21 protein-coding genes and 4 pseudogenes are annotated in these 23,722 nt (G+C 52.2%); 13 read left to right on the top strand and 12 right to left on the bottom strand.

Going from position 1 to position 23,722, the window contains the following annotated elements; genetic code table 11:
* Positions 1–128 precede the first annotated feature (128 nt).
* Positions 129–1,076 carry a tetraacyldisaccharide 4'-kinase gene (gene lpxK, locus CXB77_RS14015; protein WP_242445722.1) on the top strand — a complete coding sequence of 316 codons (948 nt, stop codon included), beginning with the start codon at positions 129–131 and terminating at the stop codon, positions 1,074–1,076.
* Complete coding sequence (kdsB, locus tag CXB77_RS14020) at positions 1,069–1,887, top strand: 3-deoxy-manno-octulosonate cytidylyltransferase (protein ID WP_242445723.1); 819 nt, start codon at positions 1,069–1,071, stop codon at positions 1,885–1,887. The genes lpxK and kdsB overlap by 8 nt, the downstream gene beginning before the upstream one ends.
* Here kdsB and CXB77_RS14025 read toward each other — a convergent pair.
* The 4 genes and pseudogenes from CXB77_RS14025 to CXB77_RS24690 all read right to left on the bottom strand — a co-directional run bounded on the left by CXB77_RS14025 (position 1,844) and on the right by CXB77_RS24690 (position 3,836).
* Positions 1,844–2,504: pseudogene (locus CXB77_RS14025) on the bottom strand (riboflavin synthase). The gene kdsB and the pseudogene CXB77_RS14025 overlap by 44 nt on opposite strands.
* A gap of 173 nt (positions 2,505–2,677) precedes the next feature.
* Positions 2,678–3,181: a Coenzyme F420 hydrogenase/dehydrogenase, beta subunit C-terminal domain gene (locus CXB77_RS22155; protein WP_277949410.1), complete on the bottom strand. Its 504-nt coding sequence runs from the start codon at positions 3,179–3,181 to the stop codon at positions 2,678–2,680.
* On the bottom strand, positions 3,115–3,480 hold the full coding sequence (locus CXB77_RS23210; protein ID WP_347338174.1) for a Coenzyme F420 hydrogenase/dehydrogenase, beta subunit C-terminal domain: 366 nt from the start codon (positions 3,478–3,480) through the stop codon (positions 3,115–3,117). Before CXB77_RS23210 ends, CXB77_RS22155 begins: the two co-directional genes overlap by 67 nt.
* Entirely contained in the window at positions 3,426–3,836 is a 411-nt protein-coding gene (locus CXB77_RS24690; RefSeq protein ID WP_431520733.1) for a hypothetical protein, read from the bottom strand. The genes CXB77_RS23210 and CXB77_RS24690 overlap by 55 nt, the downstream gene beginning before the upstream one ends.
* Positions 3,837–4,229: 393 nt before the next feature.
* Here CXB77_RS24690 and bchI point away from each other — a divergent pair.
* Both bchI and CXB77_RS14040 read left to right on the top strand, forming a co-directional pair.
* Positions 4,230–5,255 (top strand): annotated as a pseudogene (bchI, locus tag CXB77_RS14035) (magnesium chelatase ATPase subunit I).
* Entirely contained in the window at positions 5,252–7,057 is a 1,806-nt protein-coding gene (locus CXB77_RS14040) for a magnesium chelatase subunit D (RefSeq protein ID WP_105074395.1), read from the top strand. The pseudogene bchI and the gene CXB77_RS14040 overlap by 4 nt, the downstream one beginning before the upstream one ends.
* Here CXB77_RS14040 and CXB77_RS14045 read toward each other — a convergent pair.
* From CXB77_RS14045 to CXB77_RS23960, 4 genes are read right to left on the bottom strand one after another with little or no spacing between them, the layout of a single operon-like run.
* Positions 7,054–9,507, bottom strand: coding sequence for a hypothetical protein (locus CXB77_RS14045; RefSeq protein WP_146108830.1), 2,454 nt, complete (start codon positions 9,505–9,507; stop codon positions 7,054–7,056). The two genes, CXB77_RS14040 and CXB77_RS14045, sit on opposite strands and share 4 nt — an antisense overlap.
* A complete protein-coding gene (locus tag CXB77_RS23950) occupies positions 9,437–9,964 on the bottom strand; it encodes a hypothetical protein (protein WP_172452682.1) in 528 nt (175 codons plus the stop codon). Before CXB77_RS23950 ends, CXB77_RS14045 begins: the two co-directional genes overlap by 71 nt.
* Positions 9,901–10,281, bottom strand: a complete 381-nt coding sequence (locus CXB77_RS23955; protein WP_146108831.1) for a hypothetical protein — start codon at positions 10,279–10,281, stop codon at positions 9,901–9,903. Before CXB77_RS23955 ends, CXB77_RS23950 begins: the two co-directional genes overlap by 64 nt.
* Positions 10,282–10,289: 8 nt before the next feature.
* The gene (locus CXB77_RS23960) at positions 10,290–10,526 is read right to left on the bottom strand and encodes a hypothetical protein (protein WP_146108832.1); all 237 of its coding nucleotides are present in this window, start codon (positions 10,524–10,526) and stop codon (positions 10,290–10,292) included.
* Between the two features lie 281 nt (positions 10,527–10,807).
* On the opposite strand from CXB77_RS23960, the gene CXB77_RS14060 reads away from it, so the two are divergent.
* Positions 10,808–11,032: a hypothetical protein gene (locus tag CXB77_RS14060; protein ID WP_242445724.1), complete on the top strand. Its 225-nt coding sequence runs from the start codon at positions 10,808–10,810 to the stop codon at positions 11,030–11,032.
* A gap of 142 nt (positions 11,033–11,174) precedes the next feature.
* On the opposite strand, the pseudogene CXB77_RS14065 reads toward CXB77_RS14060, so the two are convergent.
* Positions 11,175–11,741, bottom strand: a pseudogene (locus CXB77_RS14065) (IMP dehydrogenase); the annotation flags it as partial.
* Positions 11,742–12,590: 849 nt separating this feature from the next.
* Positions 12,591–13,709, bottom strand: a pseudogene (locus CXB77_RS14075) (IMP dehydrogenase); the annotation flags it as partial.
* A 193-nt stretch (positions 13,710–13,902) separates the two neighbouring features.
* Here CXB77_RS14075 and CXB77_RS14080 point away from each other — a divergent pair.
* The 6 genes from CXB77_RS14080 to zapD all read left to right on the top strand — a co-directional run bounded on the left by CXB77_RS14080 (position 13,903) and on the right by zapD (position 17,127).
* Positions 13,903–14,478, top strand: coding sequence for an SHOCT domain-containing protein (locus tag CXB77_RS14080; RefSeq protein WP_242445725.1), 576 nt, complete (start codon positions 13,903–13,905; stop codon positions 14,476–14,478).
* Between the two features lie 124 nt (positions 14,479–14,602).
* Entirely contained in the window at positions 14,603–14,791 is a 189-nt protein-coding gene (locus tag CXB77_RS14085; RefSeq protein WP_105074399.1) for an SWIM zinc finger family protein, read from the top strand.
* The gene (locus CXB77_RS14090) at positions 14,791–15,039 is read left to right on the top strand and encodes an SWIM zinc finger family protein (RefSeq protein ID WP_146108833.1); all 249 of its coding nucleotides are present in this window, start codon (positions 14,791–14,793) and stop codon (positions 15,037–15,039) included. The genes CXB77_RS14085 and CXB77_RS14090 overlap by 1 nt, the downstream gene beginning before the upstream one ends.
* Positions 15,040–15,538: 499 nt before the next feature.
* Positions 15,539–15,673 (top strand): hypothetical protein, encoded by a 135-nt coding sequence (locus tag CXB77_RS23215; RefSeq protein ID WP_277949411.1) that lies wholly within the window; start codon positions 15,539–15,541, stop codon positions 15,671–15,673.
* A 139-nt stretch (positions 15,674–15,812) separates the two neighbouring features.
* Positions 15,813–16,319 carry a hypothetical protein gene (locus tag CXB77_RS14095; RefSeq protein ID WP_105074401.1) on the top strand — a complete coding sequence of 169 codons (507 nt, stop codon included), beginning with the start codon at positions 15,813–15,815 and terminating at the stop codon, positions 16,317–16,319.
* A gap of 37 nt (positions 16,320–16,356) precedes the next feature.
* Positions 16,357–17,127, top strand: a complete 771-nt coding sequence (gene zapD, locus CXB77_RS14100; protein ID WP_105074402.1) for a cell division protein ZapD — start codon at positions 16,357–16,359, stop codon at positions 17,125–17,127.
* Positions 17,128–17,202: 75 nt separating this feature from the next.
* Here zapD and CXB77_RS14105 read toward each other — a convergent pair whose 3' ends face one another.
* Positions 17,203–19,395, bottom strand: coding sequence for a patatin-like phospholipase family protein (locus tag CXB77_RS14105; protein WP_242445726.1), 2,193 nt, complete (start codon positions 19,393–19,395; stop codon positions 17,203–17,205).
* A 63-nt stretch (positions 19,396–19,458) separates the two neighbouring features.
* On the opposite strand from CXB77_RS14105, the gene CXB77_RS14110 reads away from it, so the two are divergent.
* Both CXB77_RS14110 and CXB77_RS14115 read left to right on the top strand, forming a co-directional pair.
* Positions 19,459–19,659: a DNA gyrase inhibitor YacG gene (locus CXB77_RS14110; RefSeq protein ID WP_105074403.1), complete on the top strand. Its 201-nt coding sequence runs from the start codon at positions 19,459–19,461 to the stop codon at positions 19,657–19,659.
* Positions 19,660–19,745: 86 nt separating this feature from the next.
* Positions 19,746–23,138, top strand: coding sequence for a DUF2126 domain-containing protein (locus CXB77_RS14115; protein WP_105074404.1), 3,393 nt, complete (start codon positions 19,746–19,748; stop codon positions 23,136–23,138).
* Between the two features lie 179 nt (positions 23,139–23,317).
* Here CXB77_RS14115 and CXB77_RS23965 read toward each other — a convergent pair whose 3' ends face one another.
* The gene (locus tag CXB77_RS23965) at positions 23,318–23,578 is read right to left on the bottom strand and encodes a hypothetical protein (RefSeq protein WP_347338138.1); all 261 of its coding nucleotides are present in this window, start codon (positions 23,576–23,578) and stop codon (positions 23,318–23,320) included.
* Between the last annotated feature and the right edge of the window lie 144 nt (positions 23,579–23,722).

Below are 23,722 nucleotides of genomic sequence, written 5' to 3' on the forward strand. Positions count from 1 at the left end.
AACAGTTAGCGGCATCGACGCAATGTTATTATTGCAACCTTATAACAGGTATCAACTTTATGCCAATATGGTATAACCAAACTTGTGACGACGTTCCCTTAAATGATCGCCATTGCATCGGAAAGCGTTTGTTCATCGCGTTATTATTACCGCTGTCGTGGCTGTATTGCGTCATCGTGCAAATGCGGCGTTGGGCTTATCAACACAATTGGCTGACTTCGGTGCGATTGGCGATTCCGGTGATTGTGGTCGGCAATCTCACGGTTGGCGGCACGGGCAAAACGCCGTTGGTGTTGCGGCTGGCGGCGCGATTGCGCGAGCGCGGGAAAACGCCCGCAATTCTGACTCGCGGTTACGGTGGCGCAGCGCGGAAGTGGCCGCAAGTGGTGCGTCCGAACAGCGATCCGGCGCAAGTTGGCGATGAACCGGTATTGCTGGCGCGACGCAGCGGTTGTTTGGTGATTGCGGGACCGAATCGCGTCGCAGCGGGCAATTTGGCGCTGCAACTCGGCTGCGACATCGTATTGACCGATGACGGATTGCAGCATTATCGGCTGGCGCGAAAGGTAGAAATCGCGCTGATCGACGGCGAGCGCGGGTTTGGCAACGGACATTGTTTGCCAGCCGGGCCGCTGCGCGAACCGCCGCGTCGGTTGGAAAGCGTTGATTTGCGGCTGTATCACGGCGGAATGCAGCGCCAGCCGCAAATGCACCTGATTCCCAGCGCGGCAGTCAATCTGCGCCAGCCGAATTTGACGCGCTCGCTGGCGGAGTTTCGGGGACAGCGCGTGTTGGCGGTGGCGGGCATCGGTTATCCGGCGCGGTTTTTTAACAGTTTGATTGCATTGGGATTAGACCTCGAACTGCGACCGTATCCCGATCATCATCGGTTCACTGCTGCAGATGTGGCGCAGTGGCCGCCGCTGCCAGTGTTGATGACCGAAAAAGATGCAGTGAAATGTGCGGCGCTGGCGGGCGCGAATCATTGGTTTGTGCCGGTGGAAGCAGCGGTCGATGCAGAGTTTTTGGCGCAGTTTGAGCGCCTCGTGTTTGGCAATGGTGAGAAAAATGCTTAATCAATTCAAAGTGGTCATTCCCGCTCGGTTCGGCTCAACGCGATTGCCGGGCAAACCGCTGCTCGACATTGGCGGACAACCGATGATCGCGCACGTCGTGGCGCGAGCGCGGGCGAGCGCAGCGGATGAAATCATCGTGGCGACCGACGATCAGCGGATTGTTGACGTGTGCGCCGGGCTGGGCGTGACGGCGTTGCTGACTGCAACCACGCATCGCAGCGGCAGCGACCGGATCGCCGAGGTAATTGAGCGGTGCGGCTGGGATGACGCGCAAATCGTGGTCAATGTGCAGGGCGATGAACCAGCATTGCCGTCGGCGTTAATCAATCAGGTTGCGGCACTGTTGGCAACGTCAGCGGAGTTGGGCATGGCGACGTTGGCGTTTCCGATTACGGATGCAGCGATGTTGTTTGATCCGCAGGTGGTCAAGGTCGTGACGGATAAAAATGGGCTGGCGCTGTATTTTTCCCGCGCACCGATTCCGTGGCATCGTGATGATTTTGCTGAAAATATGCCGATTCAACTTGCAGCAACCGGCGGCTGGCTGCGCCACATTGGGCTGTATGCGTATCGCGCTGCGTTTCTCAAACAATTTGTCACTTGGTCGCCAGCGCCGTTGGAACAAGTTGAATCGTTGGAACAATTGCGGGCGCTGTGGTGTGGCGCACGGATTAGTGTCGCAATTGCCGATGCCGAACCGGGTGTCGGCGTGGATACGCAGAAGATTTGGTGCGAGCAGCAGCGCAACTCGCTGCCGCTGGAATGGTTTAGTCGGCGCGAAAACCGTGCGCCGCAAGCAGTTCGCGGGTAATACCGGACGCAGTGGGCGCAGCAGCTTGATCGCCCAACAGCAATCGCTCCAAATAGCGCGATTAAATCCACTTCGAGATTGACGCGGCTGCCAACCTGATAATCGCCGCTGATGGTGTGCGCGATGGTGTGCGGAACAATGTTCAATTCAAACACTGCGCCGTCAATTCGATTGACCGTCAAGCTCGTGCCGTCGATGCAGATCGAACCTTTAGGCGCGATATAACGTGCCAATTCTGCTGGCGCTTCAATCCGCAAGCGCCACGAACGCGCATCGGCATGACGTTCCAAAATTGTGCCGATGCCGTCCACATGACCACTCACGAGATGACCGCCGAGCGGAGTCGCCAGCGTTAACGCCGGTTCCAAATTGACGCGACTGCCGGAACTGAGGCTGCCGAGCGTCGTGAGCGCCAGCGTTTCACGGGAAACATCGGCAGCGAAACTTTGTCGCGCCAGTTCAACCGCCGTGAGACAGACACCGTTGACGGCGATGCTGTCGCCGAGCGCGACACCAGCGAGCGGCAAATTGCCGGTGTTAATGGTGAGACGCACATCGCCGCTGCGCGGTTGCGATTGCTGAAGGTGGCCGATAGCCTGAATGATGCCGGTGAACATTTGTGCAATAGTATTGTTGATTATTTTCAGTAAAGAATATCACTTTTCAATTTTAATATCGGACTTATTTTCAATACTTTCTGCTATTTATACATTGGATCAGGAAGAATACTGGTTGTCAGTTGTCAGCAAAAACACTGCTTCTTACTGACAACTTTTTAACCTGCTATCAGTTACTTTTCACGCAATGGCGTTAGCGGTTGCGCAAATGTCTCCTGATACTGTTCGTTATATGGTTCCAGCGCAGCATAAACATGATAAGGCACCACGCGTTCCTCAAACCGCGCAAACTTGCTGCGCAGATAATTCAAGTTGCGCAGCAGTTTCATTTCAATGATCGCTCGCGCAAATTCTAAACCCTGTGAGCCGCGCTTGCGTTGTAGCAGCGCCACCAATTGCCGCACCAAATACGGCGGACGTTTTGCGCCGGGCGGTTGCGCCAGCCGTTGAATAAAATGCGGCATTCCTTTGCTGCGATCACCTTTTGAAGTTAGTTCGCCCAGTTCTAAATCCGGGCGCAATAACTCAAATAATTCTTCACCATTTGCAGTCCGCGCCAGCACCCATTGCCAACCCAATTCCGCGCCCATATAACCGACGGTGATGTCACTCAAACTATTGACGTAATCAAAGCAGGATAAACACGCCGACGGGAAGACGCCGTGCAATTTATCCATCGGAAATCAATAAAGTTGAGTTTTTCTACGCTGCCGTCTTCATGGCGCATCCACAGCCGAAATCCTGCATAAATCATAATGCACAATCGTTGCCGGTGAACGCGAGACTGTTCTAAAAAATAGACCAAATCGGGATAACTGACGTTATCGCTGCAAGGAATGCCAATCACGTCTAAATGATCTAAATTCAATTCAGATTCAATCGCTCGCAGCGCGTGAACTTGGCAACTGGTGCCAATAAATCCTAAGCGTTTAATGCCTGTTCGCGCACGGCATCCAATAAATTCAAAACCGGCGATAAACTCGGTTTATTGCCCGCCGTTGCCAGCACTTCCGCCGGCGTCGCGCCAGCACCGGCTGCGCTTGAAACCGCGTGCCCGCCCGCGCCGGTGGTCAGCACCGCCTCAACGCGCCCAGTTCGAGCAGCCGCGCTCCGAGCGCCGTTACGATACCCGTCCACTGCGCCTTGGGATTGGGGCGGCGCAGTCGCGCTGCGTGTTGCGCCCGAAAATTCCAAACTGGCGCTCGTCATCGGCGTGGCGATTGCGCCCGTGCAGCCGTGCTCCAGCGCCTCGGTTTGATTGCGCACAAACACGCAGGCCTGCGCCATCGCTGGCTGCAAATAGCTGTCGCACAGCCCGCAGTCGCTGCACAACGCGGGCGACCTTGCAGCCGAGCGTCGCTGCTCAACAGCGCGATCTGGGCGAGACCTTTGGACGGGCCATCAGTCGCCATGAAAGACGCGCTATCGCTCATGTCCGCACTCCGCAATCGGCTAAAAAAACTTGCTGTATCAATGTCATAACGTCATTCCTCGTGAAAAAAGAGCCGGTGATTCAATTGGTCAACCCAGCGCCAGCGAGTCTGCATGAAAGCCGCAGCGGCGTCCAGCCGCGCAGTTGGGCGCGATCCGTTGCCGACGTGTCGCCAATTTAACGGTAAAGTATCATCTTGATCTCACGCGCCAGCCCCAATTTGGCAACGGGATCGCAGGTCACTGCGTGACTGCACCTTTCTTTCCAAATCACAGCAATCAGGTTCGCCACCTATGTCCATCCCGTTTCCGTTTTCCGCCGTCGTCGCCCAAGAAGAGATGAAACGCTCGCTGTTGATTGCAGCAATTGATCCGTCAATTGGCGGCGTTCTCGTGTTTGGCGACCGGGGCACCGGCAAATCCACCGCAATTCGTGGTCTCGCCGCGCTGCTGCCTAAAATGCAAGCCTATGATTGTACTTACAATTGCGATCCCGACGCCGGTGATGATGCCGTGTGCGCCGACTGCCGCGAGAAACGCGCCAAAGGCAATCCGCCCAAATCCCGCAAAGTGCCGGTGCCAGTCGTCGATTTGCCGCTCGGCGCGACGGAAGACCGCGTGATTGGCGCGTTGGATTTGGAGCGGGCGCTGACCAAAGGTGAAAAAGCCTTTGAGCCGGGCTTGCTGGCGCGAGCACATCGCGGCTTTTTGTACATCGACGAGGTGAATCTGCTGGAAGATCATCTGGTTGATTCGCTGCTCGACGTTGCTGCCTCCGGCGAAAATCTGGTGGAGCGCGAAGGTTTGAGCATTCGCCACCCAGCGCGTTTGTGCTGGTCGGTTCTGGCAATCCCGAAGAAGGCGAATTGCGCCCGCAGTTGCAAGATCGTTTCGGCTTATCGGTCGAAGTGAAGACGCCGCAGGATTTGCCGACGCGGATGAAAGTGGTACGGCTGCGCGATGAATTTGAGCGCGATCCCAACGCCTTCGTGCAGAAATGGAAAAGCAAGGACGCCAAAATCCGCAAGCTGATTGAGAAAGGCAAGGAAGTGTTAAAAACCGTCACCGTGCCGGATGCCACGCTCGAAGATGCCGGACGCTGTGCATCAAACTCGGCACTGACGGACTGCGCGGCGAATTGACCTTGATCCGCGCTGCGCGAGCACTTGCCGCGTTGCAGGGCGACACCGAAGTCACCAAACGCATCTCAAAGCCATCGCCACTTCTGCGCTGCGTCATCGCCTGCGCCGCGATCCGCTGGATGAATCCGGTTCCACCAGTCGCGTTGAACGCGCAGTTGCGGAGTTATTCGGCGCATGAGCACTGCTGGCGCGACTCCCGCTGTGATGACTGACGCCCGCCCCGCGCCAGCCGCTGCCTCACCTTGGGAAGACGCCGTGCTGGCAGCAGCGTTGATGACGGTTGATCCGTTTGGCACTGGCGGCGTCGCCCTTCGCGCTCTCGCCGGGCCGGTGCGCGATCAATGGTTGACGATCATGCGCGACCTGCAACCGGAAGACGCGCCGCAGCGTCGAATTCCGCTGCACGTCGCTGACGGACGGCTGCTCGGCGGTTTGGATTTAGCGGCGACGCTGAATGCCGGTCGCCCCGTTGCCGAGCGCGGGCTGCTGGTCGAAGCCAATGGCGGCGTGATTGAGCTGGCGATGGCCGAGCGGATTGCGCCCGGCACGGTGGCGCGATTAACCAGCGCGTTTGATTTTGGCGAGGTGATTTTGGAGCGCGACGGGCTGGCGCAGCGCAATCCGGCACGTTTTGCGGTGGTCGCGCTGGATGAAGGCGTCGGTGAAGATGAAGGCTTGCTGCACGCGCTGAGTGATCGGTTGGCGTTTCATCTCGACTTGACCTACATCCGCCATCACGAGGCGGTGAGCTGCGATTACGACGCCGAGGAACTGACGGCGGCGCGGGTGCGGCTGCCGACGGTGACGATCAGCGATGAACAGGTTGAGGCGTTGTGCGGAATCGCGCTGGCGCTGGGCATTCCATCGCTGCGAGCGTCGATTTTTGCCTGCCGTGCGGCCTGCGCTGCTGCTGCGTTAGCCGAACGTGAGGCGGTGACGGAAGCAGATTTAGCGGTCGCCGGGCGGCTGGTGCTGGCACCGCGAGCGACGCAGTTGCCGCCGATGGAGCCGCCGCCGGATGCCGAGCCACCGCCGCCGGAGCCGGAGGAACCTGAGCAAAATCAAAATCAAGAGACGGAGCAGCAGGAACCGCAGGAATTGCAGGATCAGATTTTAGAGGCCACCAAAGCGGCGATTCCGGCAGGGCTGCTGGCGCAGTTGCAGATGGGCAAATTACGGCGGTCGCGCTCGCGGGCGACGGGTAAAGCTGGCGCGATGCAGAACGCGCAGACTCGCGGGCGACCGGCTGGCGTGTTGCGCGGTGAACCTCGCGCCGGGCTGCGGCTCAACGTGGTGGAAACGCTCCGCGCTGCGGCACCTTGGCAACGCTTGCGCCGCGAGGAACGCGAACGCTGCGGGCAAACTTCGACGCGGATTGAGGTGCGGCAAGACGATTTCCGCATCACGCGGTTCAAGCACAAATCGGAAACGACGACGATTTTTGTCGTTGATGCGTCTGGCTCTTCGGCGCTGCATCGGCTGGCGGAGGCGAAGGGCGCAGTGGAATTGTTGCTGGCAGATTGTTATGTGCGCCGTGACAAGGTCGCGCTGGTGGCATTTCGTGGGCAAGCCGCCGAAGTGCTGCTGCCACCGACGCGGTCGCTGGTGCGAGCCAAACGCAGCTTGGCGGGGTTGCCGGGTGGCGGTGGCACTCCGCTGGCGTCGGGCATTGATCTGGGCATGATTTTGGCGGATTCGATCAAACGGCGCGGCGGAACGCCGGTGCTGATTGTGATGACCGACGGGCGAGCGAATGTGGCACGGGATGGTTCGGGCGGTCGCACTCGCGCCAATGAAGAGGCGCTGGGCGCGGCGCGAGTCGTGCGCGGATTGGAAATCACTGCGCTGGTGATTGACACCTCGCCGCGTCCGCAACCGCAAGGGCGTGAATTGGCAAAAGAAATGGGCGCGATTTATTTACCATTGCCTCATGCAGATGCCAATTCATTAACGCAGGCAGTTCGCGCCACTGCGAATTAATTGATCACTTCTAAACGCGCTCCGGCGCGTCCGCTAAATACCCGTAAATCTTCGTGAATACGCTGCCAGCACCGCGCATCTAAATGGATGCGCGGGCCGCGAATGGCAACCGTTAAAAATAAATCAGGTTCCAATAAATAAAAACTGAGATGCAGCGTAATTGGTTGAGAATGATCTGGCGCTTTGCAATACAGTTCTAACGTCAATTCAAATGACGCAGTCGCCAAACGCGGACGCTGCGTTTCAATTCGTCCTAAACTGCAATCCGGCTGTTGGCAACGCCGCCGTAACGCATACGCCAATTCTCGATCACAAAAGACGCAAATCGCCCGTTCAATCTCGGCTAAATGTCGTCGCGCATCGCGCAATCGTTGTGGCAATTCAGTTTCAGTGCGCATTTGTATACGCAAAATGCGCCGCAAACGGTCAAATGCTTTGGGTAAAGTTCCACTATGAAAACCGCGCCGCAGTAATCCGCGCATCGTTTCGCCGTGATTGCCGATAATTGCTAATTCAATGGCTTGCAATTGCCGTAATGGTGACTTATCCACTGCGGGCAGTGATTCGGGTTGCGAATGATTCGCCGCATAAAGTTTCCAATTTTCTTTTAATTCCCAAACCAAAAATCCTGCCAATCCCGGCAGTAACAGCACGGTTAAAGTGACCAATGGATAAGCAATCCATTTTGGCAATAAACTGGCAGTCACGGTCAATAAAAAACTGGTAATCACTGGGAAAAACGGCAGCATCACTTTGTGCCCAATCGTCACCAGCGGAAAATGTTTAATGGGATTGACCTGCGGTTCCACCAATACGGTGACGTAAAATTGAATGAGTGCATCTAATAAGCGCCACAATGGAATTAATAACGCTTTGAATGCCAGCGCCCAGCGCGATTCGCCGAGCCGATGACTTAATAATTCTTCAATCCAATGTAAACCCTGTTGAAAGCGCCGCGTGACTTCTTTGAAAAACTGCATCAGTTCGCGTAATAAACCGAGAATTAACGTTTGATTCACTACGCGCACAAAGCGCCCAACACCGCTGGCGGTGTCATCTAATAAATGCCGTCCCGCTGGAGTATTGCGCACCAGCGTTCCGAGCGCCAGCGCCAATGCAAATTGCGAAATGTTTAATTGAATTAATGTGCCTTCAATCACGCTGGCAATGGCAATGACAGGCAGCACTAGAAATACACCAATCACGAATGGACGCAGCAAATGACGATCTATTCCGCGCACCACGCTGGTGTCCAATAAACGCAGCAGCGGTGGCCAGTGCAGCAGTCGTCGCAAGCTGTCGTAAAACAACAATCGCAATCCCCACCACAATCCGCGCAGCGTCGCCAGTGCCACCGTGCGCACGACATGCGCGTGAGCGATCACGTTAATTGCCAGCCCAACCACGATGACCAACCACAGCGGCGTTAAATCAAAATTGTGATGAACCAATAAGCTAATCAGCACGTGCAGGGTTTTTAGCCCTAAAAATGCCAAGCCAAACGGCAGTATCAAATAGCGCAGCGCCAATCGCCCCAGCGCCGTGCCAAACAACGGTGCTCCAAGTTGCTGTAATCCTTTGAGATAAAATTCGCCCGGTTTATACACGCCGGGCAAGGCGTGTGCTGCGGCACGATCAAATCGCGCTAGTCGATCGCCACGAAACACGTCATTGGCACTGAAATCAGGCAGGCGCAGCACGTTGCGGGCGATGATGTCGCGCACATCGGTAAATTTCAAATGTCGCCGATGTTCAATCACATCCAGCAATTCGCGCAGTAATTTGTGCGCAGCGACGGCTTCACGATGATCGCTGGCGCTGAAACCGGCGTCGGCAATGGCGCGTTGCAAATGTGGTTTTAATTGTTTTTCCAGATGTACGGTGAGTCGTCGCGCCAGCCGATGCAGTGGCTGATGAAAACGTTCAACTTCTGGCGTTGCCCAGCCGAGTTGTTCCAGTCGCGTCAATCCGGCATCCAGCGCCCGCAACGCTTTGAGATTGGCTTGAAATGGCAACACCTCGCGCAGCCGCTGATTGCCAAAACTCAGCATCCATGCCAACGGACGCAGGCAGTAATAAGTGGTGCGGCTTTCAATCAGCACCCGCTCCAAATCGTGCAGCAGTGCTCGCGCTGTCCAAGCTCTTGATTGATTAAGAATGTCTGCGCTGAGACGCCGCACCAGCACACTTAATTCTTGGGCGCTGTGCGGATCAAGCACCCATTTTTCAGCCAGCAGCGCCGCTAAGGTGCTTTCCGCCGCAGTTCGGCGATGCAGCAGAATTTGTGAACGTTCGGACGCGACATTGGCGCAGGGTTCGCCGAGTCGGGTTAAACGCCGTTGCGCAATGGCGAGTTGTTCAATCACGGTCGCAAAGCGTTCACTGCGTTCGGCAATCTGCATTCGGTGGGCAGCGTGACGAAAGAGTAATAACCCCAGTTCTAGGCGCAAGCTGGCGATGATCTGCGGTGTCGCTCGGTGAAACCAAAATGGTCGCGGCAGCGCGAGCAGTGCATCCAGTAACGGCGCACAGAATATGAGCAGCCAATGTGCGAATTGCTCGCGCCAGCGCCAATGAGGTGTTTGATCTAAAACGGTTAATGCGCGTACTGCTAAACAGGGGCGTGATTGATGGGGCAGGGCGCACAGGATTGACCGCAGCGTGGAGCTGGCGCGGGTTCCGGCAGTGATGGCGGATTAAAACTGACTCGCGCTGCGGGGCGAGCGCGAACATCGGATCAGATTGGCTGTAAGGCAAATCTGGCGGCAGCGCCAGCAGATGCACTGAATCGCCGCAATGCGGATCAGGTTGAATGCGTTCCAATAATGCCGGAAGTGAGAGCGTTAAACCGCTGTGGTGCACCCATTGATCAGCGCAGCCCAATCGTGAATTGCTGGAAATAAACACCCGCGCACTCCGGGACTGAAATAGCGCAGTCGTGTGACCAATGCCACGAAACCGCGACACACCAGCGCGTCACTGAGACCAGCAGGAATAATGTTGTCGCGGGTTAACACATCGCGGATTTCTGCAAAGGCAGCACGCCAATCAGCGTATGCAACGCGTGGCTGTCCGGTTGCATCGCACACCGCTTGCCACGCACGAGCGATTTCACCTTCAAAACGCCGCGCCCAATAATTGCGCAGCAGGCGCGTAAATCCAGCCGGATCAAGCCGCTGTTCCACGGGCATCGGCAGCAAAATCACCTGCGGGGGTAAATTCAATCCTTCAATCACGGCGAGCGCTTCGGGATTTTCCGATTCCAAACCGCGCAGAAAAGCGGCGCGGGCATGAGGTAATAATTGAGATCGGGAACGGAACCTTCGTAACCAGTGGTTTGCAGGTGTTCGACAATCAGCCGCTCCATCGCTCGTGGATGAAACAGGAACACGCCTTCAGTCGGTTTGAAGACCCGTTCTCGAAACAACCGGGCGGTGGAATCGGCATCAGTTGGGGACTGGAATGACACAGCTAGACTCGAATGAAATCAAAAAATGGCACTAACCGTTGGTGCGTCAGTGATGCGCCGAAGACTGCAACGATGATATGCGGGATCAGGCGTATATTATTTAGACTTGAAGCCAAAGCGCCGGGCGATAAAATCATAACACGTCCCCGAATGCGCCTTGTTTAAGCAAAACGCGCATCGCTGCGGTGCACGATTATGGAGCGTTAATTGATTATGCACTATCGCGTTTTTTATCTATTTGAACGATCAGGTGAAGCTGTTCTTCGGCAAATGCCATTGAAATGAGTGCCCGGTCAATTTGCGAACAATTGCTGCCTCGGTTGCAAGGCGCAGATGATTATCTCGGTTTAATGGACGCAGATAATATCCTGCAAATTTTCCGCGAACCGGCGACGGTTGGCGGTTATTGGTTGGAATTGCCGCTTGATGCAGCAAAAGCATCTTATGGTCGAGAATTAGATTTTGCGACATTGCAAACGTATTACTCGAATGCCAGCAGTCTTTGAGCGAGAAGATATTCCCGGATTAGAATATCGTCCATGGTGATTTACGGCGTATTGTAAAATCGTGCTTTCTTTACTAACGGAAGACCATCAGAGACGGGGCAATAAACCCCGTCTTATTTCGTTACAGCAAGCGATTCATGTCTCAATTATCAATCCGATAATTAGGCGCTTCTTTGGTAATCTGCACATCGTGAACGTGCGATTCACGCATTCCGGCGCTGCTCACACGGACGAATTGCGGTTTAGTACGCATTTCTTCAATCGTCGCGCAGCCGGTATAGCCCATGCTGGAACCTAAACCACCAACTAATTGATGAATCACATTCAGCAAACTGCCTTTATAGGGCACGCGCCCTTCAATTCCTTCGGGCACTAATTTTTCTTTCGCAGTGTCTTCTTGAAAATAGCGATCACTTGATCCTTCATTCGCACCCATTGCACCGAGCGAACCCATTCCGCGATAGGATTTATATGACCGCCCTTGATAAATCTCGACTTCACCGGGCGCTTCATCAGTACCCGCAAACATACCGCCAATCATTACACTGTGCGCACCAGCAGCAATGACTTTGGCAATATCGCCCGAATAGCGCAATCCACCATCGGCAATCACCGGAATTCCGCTGCCTTCTAATGCTTCAGTGACATTCGCAACGGCAGTAATTTGTGGAACGCCGACGCCAGCAACAATGCGCGTGGTGCAAATTGAATTATGCACAATTGCGTTGTCAGCAATAAAACTGTGGGTCGGACAATCGACTTCGATGTCATATACCGGCAGCGCAAGATTGAGCGGTTGGCGATCAAGAATTTTTAAGACTTGATAGTTCTGAATCAGCCGTTTTTCATGCGACACATTCAAACGCGCACGATAAGAATCGCGGCAATTGGCGACTTCAACACCGACCAATCCGCCTGCAGTGGGCGCTTCAACATGACAATTCGGCAAGCTGCCGTTGATTAACAGCGACAGCAGGTTAAACAATTCAACCAGCCGTTGTGAAGTATTGGTAAAACACAGCCGTCCATCACTAGCGGTATAGCCATCGCTATCGAGTAGACCATCGAATAGTCCTTGCAAATAGTCTGGATTGGCGCAGAGCAATTCAGCAGGTAAATGTTTGTCATGGTGTGTGCCAAACTGCGCCAGCAATTGCGCCCATTGCGGTGAGTCAATTTGAACGGTGATGATATTTGCTTGCTGCGTTTGCTCAGGTTGAATACCGCTGACTTTTTTAATGCAGGCAGTCAATTGTTCTGCCACTGCAACTTGATCCGCTGCGAGATTCCAATTGATATGCGCAGATTGAATATCGCCCCCGCTGAGGAATATGCCAAATACATAACCCAGCGCATAAGAATCGCAAACGCTATTTGCGCCGAAATCAATTTTCAGCGCAGCAGGCAATTCAAATTGCACTTGGCGCGGAAATAAACAGGTAGCGCGTTCGACTTCACCAATCGCTTGCCAGCCGATTTTAGTGGCTCCGCTGCGCGTCGGGCGCTCCAGCACGTTGGCATAACCCTTTGATGTGACGGTCGCGGCGCTGGCAGTGCTTAAATCGCCAACCAGATAACGATGATCCGGCGTCGCCAACGTGCCCAAAAATGAGGCGCTGTGGCGAATCTGCATCACTTCACGAATGCCGGTACACCACGCCTTGACCACCGTCACCGGCTGCCCGTCGCGGTTAATCACGCGCTCACCGGCGCGAATGTCCTCGATATTTTTATAGGTCGCGTTCGCCATCAACACCCGCGTACCCGCCGCAAAACAGCCCGGGCCAATCCCCACCTTCACCGCATCTGCGCCCGCATCGCGCAGCGCCAGCGCCGCATCCGCTGTGGCGATATTGCCACCGATGACCTGCAAATCGGGATAATGTGCTTTAACCCATTGAATTCGATCCAATACGCCCTGAGAATGCCCGTGTGCCGTATCTACCACAATCACATCCACTCCCGCCGCGACCAGCGCCGCCACCCGCTCTTCAGTGCCGCGCCCGACGCTGACTGCCGCGCCGCAGCGCAGCCGCTCCTGCATATCCCGCGATGCTTTGGGAAAATCTTTCGCTTTTTGAATATCTTTGACGGTAATCAGCCCGCGCAGCTCAAATTGATCGTTGACCACCAGCACCTTTTCAATCCGATGTTGATGCAGCAGTTTGAGCACATCAGCGCGACTCGCGCCCTCGCGCACCGTCACCAGCCGTTCCTGCGGCGTCATAATCGCCGCCACCGGCGCATCCATCCGCGTCTCAAACCGCAAATCGCGCCCAGTCACGATGCCGACCAATTTGCCGTTTTCCGTCACCGGCACACCCGAAATGTTATGGGCATGAGTGAGTTCCAACACCTCGCCCACGCTGATATTCGGCGCAACCGTGATCGGATTGCGGATGATCCCGCTCTCGTATTTTTTCACCGCCAGCACTTCGCGGGCTTGGCGCTCGATGTTCATGTTTTTATGAATAATTCCGATGCCGCCCTCCAGCGCCATCGCAATTGCCAGCCGCGCCTCGGTGACGGTATCCATCGCCGCCGACACCAGCGGAATGCGCAGCTCGATCTGGCGCGTCAATTTAGTGTGAAAATTCACCTCATTGGGCAACACCCGCGAATGCGCGGGAACGAGTAAAACATCATCAAAAGTCAGGGCTTCCTGGATCAGGCGCATGGGATCAAACTCCGCAAGTCAGTGGTCGATTGAGTATCAGATGGTCGGCACAAATGCCGATGATTTGGAGCAAATCATAGTCGCTATTTGAAGCGATACAATTTTTTGACGTTTGCGGCGAGATGACGCGAGACTGTTTGCTGCCCGTGTTAGCCTGTGATCGTTTCTCAACATCATTCAATAGGTCATGGTCATGCAACAACTTACTCCTGCCGGTCAAAATCTGGTCACTGAACTTGCTGGACGGCATGGTTTCAGTACCGATGCAGTCACGCATATGCTGTTTGCAGTGTTGCATGGCAACGGTTCAATGGCACAATTTGGTCATCCTGAATTCGGTGGTGGCGGGCAATGGATGTCGGGCGGAATGATTATGCTCGGCGACATGTTCAATCACGGGCTTAAAGGGCGCGTCGATGCGCTGTGCAGCGAAATTGCTGGCGTGCTGGCGCGGCAGCCGGGGTTAATTCACAGCGGTAGTTTTCAATCGCAAATGCAGGGCGGCGTTAATGCACAAATGCAAACTGCGGGCGGTTTTCCCGGTCAATCCAGCCTATTTATTCCCGATCCAGCAATGAATTGGTGGCCAGCAGAACTTGGTACACCAAACGCTACTGGAGCGCAGAATAATGTCAAATATGCTTATTTTGCGAATAGTCATCGGCTGGCAGTTGAAACCGGCGGTTCGTGCTGGATTTATGACACGCTTGATCATCAAATTGGTGGGATTTTCCCAACAGCAAGGCGGCGGCACTTCAATTACATTTAGTAGCCAATACGGAACAGTGAATCTCGCCACTTTACCAGTCGTGATGCGCAATTAAACATGCTGGTGTGTCATTGGTAAAATGGTATGAACAAATATACTGCAACTCAACTCGGTATTCAATCTCATGCTCAATAACGTAATCACCATTGATACACTTGAAGAAGCCGCTGGCAAAGCGGTTTTCTGGCGTGGCGAAGCCTATTATTCAAATGGCGCGGTTCGACAAATACAAGTCATTGATGACAACATCATAGCGCGAGTTAAAGGCACTGAAATTATCACGTCAGATTATGGGAAGAAGAAGGCGAATTGATGTTTGATTGCACTTGCCCTCATGCCGATGATGGCAATTTTTGCAAGCACTGTGTCGCTGTTGGTTTGACTTGGCTGACAGGTATGACCAATTTTAATAAAACTGAAGTTGAAACCGATGAAAAACCACCAGCGGATTCGTTGGCAGAAAATCCGCGATTATCTCGCAGCACAAGCGCAGAAACCTTGATTAAACTACTATTGGATGCTGCGCAATATGATGAGCGGATTTACCGCTCACTCTATTGAAAGCAGATCCGCCTAACATGAATGCCGACACATTAAATACGTTGCGGAAAGCTATTAACATGCAATCCATGTCGATGATAGCGATTATATACGACGCTTTACGCTTGCTGAAAACATCAATGAAGTCATTGATTCATTAGAAGAATTGTTGACGCCAAACGGCGCAACAACTGATTGAACTCACTGAATATGCCATCGAACGACTTGAAAACATAAAGTATGAAATAGATGATGAAGAAGGTGAAATCATCAGTATTGATGATCGTTTAGGTGAATTACATTTGCAAGCCTGTCGTTTGGCATCAATTGATCCCAGTGCATTGGCTGATCGCCTGTTTCGACTGGAAATAACGCCTATCAGAAACTGCGAACAGCTTTGATCCGCTAACTTACTGCGATGTACTGGGTAAACTGGATTACAGCGGTATCGGAATTAGCAGAAATGGAATAAGGCTAAAACTGCTGGGTATCATGGAATCGCTATAGAATAAAATCCATTATGGAGGCATTAGCAACAGCCTGTGGCGATATTGAAGAATTGGTCGCTATTCATGCCACCGATTTATCATCTGCTTATGCTTATCTGAATATCGCTGAGATTTGGACTGAAGCACAAAACCAGAAAAAGCACTGATTGGGCAGAACGCGGTCTAAAGCATTTCCTGAAAAAACCGATAGTCGATTGCGCGATTTTCTGATTGATGCTTACCTAAACGCGGACGCAATGATGAAGCAATACAACTCGCTGGGCGCAATTCTCAGAAGTATCATCATTGACGCATTATCAACGTTTACATGCGGTCAGCAGTGCTATTGGTGTCTGGTCGGAACAGCGCGAACGCGCATTAAATTATCTGCATGATGACATTATTCACACTGCAAGTACTTTTAGTAAACATAAATCAGAAAACGCAACACCTAACTATTCACGACGAGTTCAAATTGCGCTATGGGAAGATGATCTTGAAGCAGCTCATGCCGCGATACAGCAAGGTTTTTGCGAACAGAATTTGCTCATCACTGCTGCCGAAAAATTTTCATCAACACGTCCTCAAGATGCAATTAACATCTATCAGAGAATCGTGTCTTCTCTTATTGGAAAAACAAAAAGTTCCGCTTATGAAGAAGCGATTAAGCTGCTGAGAAAAATAGCTACCTTGATGACTGCATCGAATCAACATCAAGCATTGATCGAATATCTTAATGCGTTGCGTATTCAGCACAAAGCAAAACGCAATTTTATTGTGTTGCTTGATGATCTAATTTCTAAAACGCGCTAATCAACTAATTGGCGTCATTCAGCTTTGAGAAACTAACGTGTCAGCTTTAATGACCTTTGAGCAACCACTCAATGAACGTATTCGTACTTTTTTGCGGATTGAACATCTTTATGAACAAGTGCAACATTTTATACCGCAAAACGGTATCGCTGCTAGGCGGGTAGCGATAACCACTTTCATTGATTTAGCAAGTGTCACGGCGCGTTCCGATCTCAAAAATGAGATATTCAAAGAACTCGACCGTTTGTTTAATACGCTTCAGCGTATCTCTAAACAACCGGAAGTGAATACCGATGCGTTGGAACAGGTATTAGCGAATTTAAGCTGCGCAGTAGATGTCTTGCGTCAACTCGATTGCCCAATTGGACAAAATGCGCGTGAGGATGAGTTTCTAAAAGCGATTAGTCAACGCAACAGCTTGCCCGGTGGCGCATGTCGTTTTGATTTGCCGCATTATCATTATTGGCTGTTGCAGCCAGCCGATGTGCATCAAGCATGGTTTAAACATTGGCTGGAAGATTTAGAGCCGGCAATGAACGCAATTAAATTAATGCTGTCGTTAATTCGAAATAGTGCGGAAACGCGCACACTCACTGCGAATGGTGGTTTTTTTCAAGAGGCGCTAAACCCAGAATTTCCGGCACAATTGCTGCGCGTGTGGCTTGCGCCAGCAACCAATTGTTATCCAGAAATTAGCGGGCATAAAAACCGTTATAGCATTCGTTTTGTGAGTGTGGAACTGGATGGAAAAGCCACCGTGCCCTGCGATGAAGATGTGCCTTTTAATCTTGCCTGCTGCGTACTCTAAAATGAGCGATTGATATTCAGGGTCGTCCGATCAAAACATAAATTGTGTTATCGCCAGTTTCGGCGATTCCAAACCCTAAATAAGCCGGTCCAATCCACGTATCTGATCCGAAGAACAAACTCCCACTAACTCGCGTTGCTTCTGGGTCACGAGCACATTTTTTCCAGTATTAGCGTTGGAAATTATGCCTTTAGAAAGCCAACCGACTTCTAATGATGCGCCCAAATATAATCCGCGTCCCAGCGGTGATGGTAGTGAAGCAATTTGTCGATAATACGAAATCGCACCAAAAGCCATATCATTTCCGCGAAATTGCTCATTGGCGTAACCAGAAAGTTTAAGAAAACCACCTAATGGAAATTGATCGTAATAAGGCATATTTGCACCGAAACTAGACCCAGCTTTAATGCTCCCAGAAAGCGTATTCGCGCCAAAACTATGGGCAACAACGGTACTAAATAAAGTGCGCGTATAATCAACACTAGCCCCTAACTGCGCCAGCGGACTCGTTGATTCTAATGTGATTTGCACTCCCGAACGCGGTGCTCCCGCACTATCAAGCGTGTCATAAATAATTCGTCCGTGTAGTCCAGTATCAGTAATTTGTCCTTCTGTAAGTTCAGAAAAACCCGTATCCAATGCAATTCCCGTTTGACCTATGTAAAAACCAGCACGTACTTCTACATCGCTAAGACTAGTACCAAGATCAACGCCAATTCTGGATTGTGTTACGTCATACCGCGCTACCCGTTGGTCTTTTAAAAATATGCTGTGTTGATTCAAGCGATAATCTAAATAAGGCGCAATAAAAATCGCTTGATTGAGATTAAGCGGTTGATAAAATTCACTTTGTATATGTGGTGCATTGCCAAGAACAAATAGATTATTCCATTCTGCGCCCAGTGAATTGATCCAAGTTTGATTATAAGTGCTGCGCAATCCAAAACGGCTATCGCCTTCATTATCGCTCGATAAATCAAGCCCAAATCCTAAATAACCAGGTCCCCAATTTTTTTCAATGGCATCAATAACGAGCACATCGCGCTTATCCGTTTCAGGTATGAAATGATAACTAATGCGCTCAAAATCGCCGCGCCCATAAACCTTTTGAATATCTTGTTCTAATTGTATTCGGTTTAATGGTTGTTGCGTATGATCTGCAATTAAACCATCGAAAACAACGGTGTTTACCAGCTCTAAACCAGCGATTTGTACCTTTCCAACATATTGCACGGGATTCCCAGAATTAAAATGTTTGCGCTTCCATGCTGCGTATTCATTTTTACTCAAGCTGTAACGCGCTAATTGAGGTGTCGCTTTACGTGCTGCGGTGATGCCAGTTTTAATTGCGTCGGCTGCTCGCGCAAAATCACCAGACCCAATATCACCCAAATTAGGAACAATTAATACATCGCGTTTTGAATTCAGTTGTTGGAGTGAAATGGTCACGTTTTGCTCGGTCAGAATGGCAATCATTTGACCAGAAACACCGAGGATATTGCCGAGCTGTTCTCGTGGAAGAAAACTAGAACCTAAATTGACGACAATCAGCGTATCAACGCCCATTGAACGCGCTACATCAACGGGTAAATTGCGCACCAAACCGCCATCAACATAGATATGATGATTCCATTCCATCGGCGCAAAAATACCGGGAACAGCCATGCTGGCTCGCATTGCCATTGGCAATGAGCCATGATCGAAAATGACCATTTCGCCGTTTTCTAAATTGGTCGCAATGGCGCGAAATGGAATGGGAAAAGCGTTAAAATCAGGTGCTGTTTCGACACCTTTGACTAAATCGTTAAAAAATAATTGTACTTTTTGACCGGAGATTGCGCCCTTGGGTAAACGTAAATTTCTATTGCGTATTCCAACTGTAAAATTCCAAGTAGGCATTGTAGATGCTCTTTTGCGTTGATTCGGCCAATCCTCACGCGGTGGATCGTCATTAAATAGATCGTCCCAATTGACTTGTGTGACGCGCCGTTCTAATTCATCGGCAGACATGCCCGCTGCATAGACACCGCCCACTAATGAACCCATGCTGGTTCCGGCAATGGCATGAATAGGAATGCGCAGTTCTTCTAAAACTTTAAGCACGCCAATATGTGCTGCGCCTTTTGCGCCGCCACCAGCCAGTACGAGACCAATGCGCGGCGCAGTATGTGCCTGTGAACTTGCAGCTGCTGTTATAGAAAATGCTAAGGCAACGAACAATAGAATAACGCGGGCAAGCATTAAATAACGGTTGTTTTTAATCGTCATTGTGATTGAATAATCTCCTGTGAAATAGTTCTTTTCATCTAAACCGATTGTGAGTTTTAAATAATGATCAATACCATTGTTAACTGTCCTCATTGTGGAAAACCGGTGGAATGGGTTGCCACTTCAATTTGGCGACCTTTTTGTAGTCAACGCTGTCGCTGGATTGATTTCGGTGATTGGATTGATGAACGTCACCGCATTGTTGATCAGACTGCGCCGAGCGCCGATTCGCTGCCGATTGCGAGCGATGACGCAGTGCATTAACTGCGCGAAATCCACCAGTCGCTGTTTCAAATGCGGCACATTTTCTGCTTATTATCTGTCCAGACTCATTCAGGAATTCTACCCCGATGTCGATTTTGGTTGCGCTCAATCACAAAACCGAATACCACTTTGATCGTTCGGTCAATCTGTCGCCGCATGTCGTGCGTTTGCGCCCAGCGCCGCATTGTCGTACTGCGATTCGTTCTTATTCACTCAATATCGAACCAGCGGAACATTTCATCAATTGGCAGCAGGACGCTTACGGCAATTATCTAGCGCGATTGGTATTCCCGGAAAAAACGCGCAAATTGTCAATTGAAGTTGATGTCATCGCCGAGATGATTACGATCAATCCCTTTGATTTCTTTCTCGAAGATTACGCATTTTATTATCCGTTCAAATACGAACCGGACTTGCGTAAAGAATTGTCGCCCTATTTGGAACTCACTGAAGGTGGACCGCTGCTGCGCAAATGGTTAACTGGCGTCAATCGTAAACGCCGCGAAACCGTTTATTTTCTGGTTGATTTGAATCAGCGGTTGCAACAGGACATCGGCTACGTGATTCGGCTGGAGCCGGGCGTTCAAACTTGCGAGCAGACGCTGGGCAGCGGCAAGGGTTCGTGCCGCGATACCGGCTGGCTGTTGGTGCAGATTCTGCGCCATCTTGGACTGGCAGCGCGGTTTGTCTCCGGCTATTTGGTGCAGTTGACGGCGGACGTGAAATCGCTCGATGGCCCGTCTGGTACGGAAAAAGATTTCACCGATTTACATGCGTGGGCAGAGGTTTACGTGCCCGGCGCAGGCTGGATCGGGCTTGATCCGACCTCCGGGCTGTTTGCCAGCGAGGGACATATTCCGCTGGCGTGTTCACCTGCGCCGCGCAGTGCTGCGCCGATCACGGGCGCGACCGATAAATGCGAAGTGGAATTTTATTTTCACAATGAAATCAGTCGCATTCACGAAGACCCGCGAGTCACCAAACCGTACACGCCGGAGCAATGGACGGCGATTGAGGCGCTCGGTCATCAGGTCGATGCAGAATTGGTCGCCAACGATGTGCGTTTGACGATGGGCGGCGAGCCGACTTTTGTGTCGATTGACGACATGGACGGCGCGGAATGGAACATCGACGCGCTCGGCCCGACTAAAAAACCGCTGGCTGAAGATTTGCTGCGGCGCTTAAAACAGCATTTCGCGCCGGGCGGTTTACTGCATCTTGGTCAAGGCAAATGGTATCCGGGCGAGCAGTTGCCGCGCTGGGCGCTGTCTTGTTACTGGCGCAAAGATGGTGCACCGGTGTGGCGCGATCCGGCGCTGTTTGGTCAAGAAAATCAAGATTATGGACACACTGCCGCTGATGCCGAGCGGTTTATTCGTACCCTCGCCGGTCATCTCGGCGTTGATCCCGCGAACGCTGCGCCAGCGCATGAAGACGTTTGGTATTACCTGTGGCGCGAGGCGCGGCTGCCAGTCAACGTCAATCCGCTGGATAACAAACTGAACGATCCCAACGAGCGCCAGCGCATTGCGCGGTTATTTAACAAGGGCTTAAACCAGATTGCGGGTTTTGTGCTGCCGCTGCGCTGGTGGGGATTTGACGCGACCGGCAGTTGGAAAAGTGGACGCTGGGCGCTGCGCGACGGCAATCTGTTTTTAATTCCCGGCGATTCGCCGCTGGGTTTGCGGCTGCCGCTCGATGCGCTGCCGTATGTGCCAGAAGTTGAATTGGATCAAGTCCCTGAGCGCAATCCGCTGGAAGCAGTCGCGCCGCTGCGGTCGCCGTTTGACGAAGTAGCGCGGCGTTATAGTCAACGCAGTGCACCAGCGCAAGCGCCGCAAACCATCCGCGAGCAGGGCGCACAACCGCATGATTTAGCGGCGCATTATGGTCGAATTGCGCCAGCCGATGACAGCCATCACCTGCGCCAGCAAATTGCCCTGCCGGACGAAATGCCGCCGGAATTGATTCGCACTGCGCTGTGCGTGGAGCCGCGAGAGGGGCGGCTGTACTGCTTTTTGCCGCCGCTGACGCATTTGGAGCACTGGCTGGATTTGGTCATGTGCATCGAAGACACCGCAGCGGAATTGCAACTGCCGATCATCATCGAAGGCTATGAACCGCCGCGTGATCCGCGTCTGCAAAAATTAGCGGTGACGCCCGATCCCGGCGTGATTGAGGTCAACATTCATCCGGCCGAAAGCTGGGATGCGCTGGTGCGCGATACGCGGATTTTGTACGAAGAGGCGCGGCTGGCGCGGCTCGGCACTGAGAAATTCATGCTTGACGGGCGACACACCGGCACGGGCGGCGGCAATCACGTCACGCTCGGCGGCGCGACGCCAGCGGACAGTCCGCTGCTGCGCCGACCTGATTTGGTGCAGAGTTTAATTGCGTATTGGCAACATCATCCGAGTTTATCGTATTTATTTTCGGGAATGTTTATTGGCCCAACCAGTCAAGCACCGCGAGTGGATGAAGCGCGAGATGATCGTTTATACGAATTAGAAATTGCATTCCAACAAATGCCAACGGGCGCAATTCCGCAACCTTGGTTAGTGGATCGTATTCTGCGCAATCTATTAACCGATGTTACTGGCAATACGCATCGCACCGAGTTTTGTATTGATAAACTCTATTCACCAGACAGCGCGGCGGGGCGACAGGGTTTAGTCGAATTTCGTGGGTTTGAAATGCCGCCGCATTATCAAATGAGTTTGGCGCAATTGCTGTTATTGCGCACACTCGTAGCGCGGTTTTGGCAAGAACCGTATACGCGCAAACCGATTCGCTGGGGCACGGAATTGCACGACCGTTTTTTATTGCCGCATTTTGCGCGTTTGGATTTTGAGGACGTGATTTGCGATGTCCGTCGCGCTGGTTATGCGATTGAAACGGCGTGGTTTGAACCGTTTTTTGAATTCCGTTTTCCGCATTACGGCGATCTCGTCACTGCCGAAGGTATTCAATTGGAATTGCGGGCAGCAATTGAACCTTGGCATGTGCTGGGCGAAGAAGTCACCGCGCAGGGCACGTCGCGTTTCGTGGATAGTTCAGTCGAACGAATGCAGGTCAAAATCAACGGCTTAGTTGGTGAGCGGCATGTCTTGGTGTGCAACGGACGGCGGGTGCCGCTGCGTTCGACCGGACGCAAAGCGGAGTTTGTCGCCGGCATTCGGTTCAAAGCGTGGAGTCCGCCGTCGGGATTGCATCCGACGATTCCGGCGCATAACCCGTTGATTTTTGAGATTGTTGATCTGTGGAATCGGCGCAGTCTCGGCGGTTGCACCTATCACGTCGTGCATCCGGGCGGACGCAGCGAATCGAGTTTTCCGGTGAACAGTTATGAAGCAGAAAGTCGGCGAATTGCGCGGTTTCGGGTGATGGGACACACGGCAGGAGTGATTGATCCGCCGCCAGAAATACCGGCTGGCGAGCAGCCGTATACGTTGGATTTGCGGTATCAACCGCGCTGTTAAATCCCCCCCCTGCCCCCCTTTTTCAAAGGGGGGAGTAAAGAAAAGCCCCTTTTATACAGGGGCTTTCTTATTGGTACTTTTCACGCTGTGCTCTATTAAAATACTCAAAATAGCCCCCCTTTGAAAAAGGGGGGTTGGGGGGATTTAAACTGCGCTTAAATCACTCACGCCTTTTGCTTTTACATGCAGCGAATACAGCATATCTTCATCAGCGATATGTCAATGAACCAGTCTTGCGTAATATCCAATGCGCGATCTGCCAGCGCCTGACTGGGGCCGAACATCATCAAATCGTTTTCTAATTCGTCTAACTTCCGAAAAAACCCGCATGAAGGATTAAATGCTCCTTCAAACCGGTATTCATGCTTGCGCATAAATGCCACTTCGGTTTGAAAATGCTCCTCGGCGTAATTGCGCATAAACGCCATTGCATCTTCCACCGCGTTTTTGCCTTCGCGTTCTAAAATGTCGTCATATAACCGATGCGCCGCAGCAAAAAAACCTGATGTTGCGCGTCAATATCAGCAATCCCGATGCTATAAATATCTGACCATTCTCTTAACATGTTGCAATTCCTAAATATG

The sequence above is a fragment of the Chromatium okenii genome (assembly GCF_002958735.1).
Taxonomy (GTDB): domain Bacteria; phylum Pseudomonadota; class Gammaproteobacteria; order Chromatiales; family Chromatiaceae; genus Chromatium; species Chromatium okenii_A.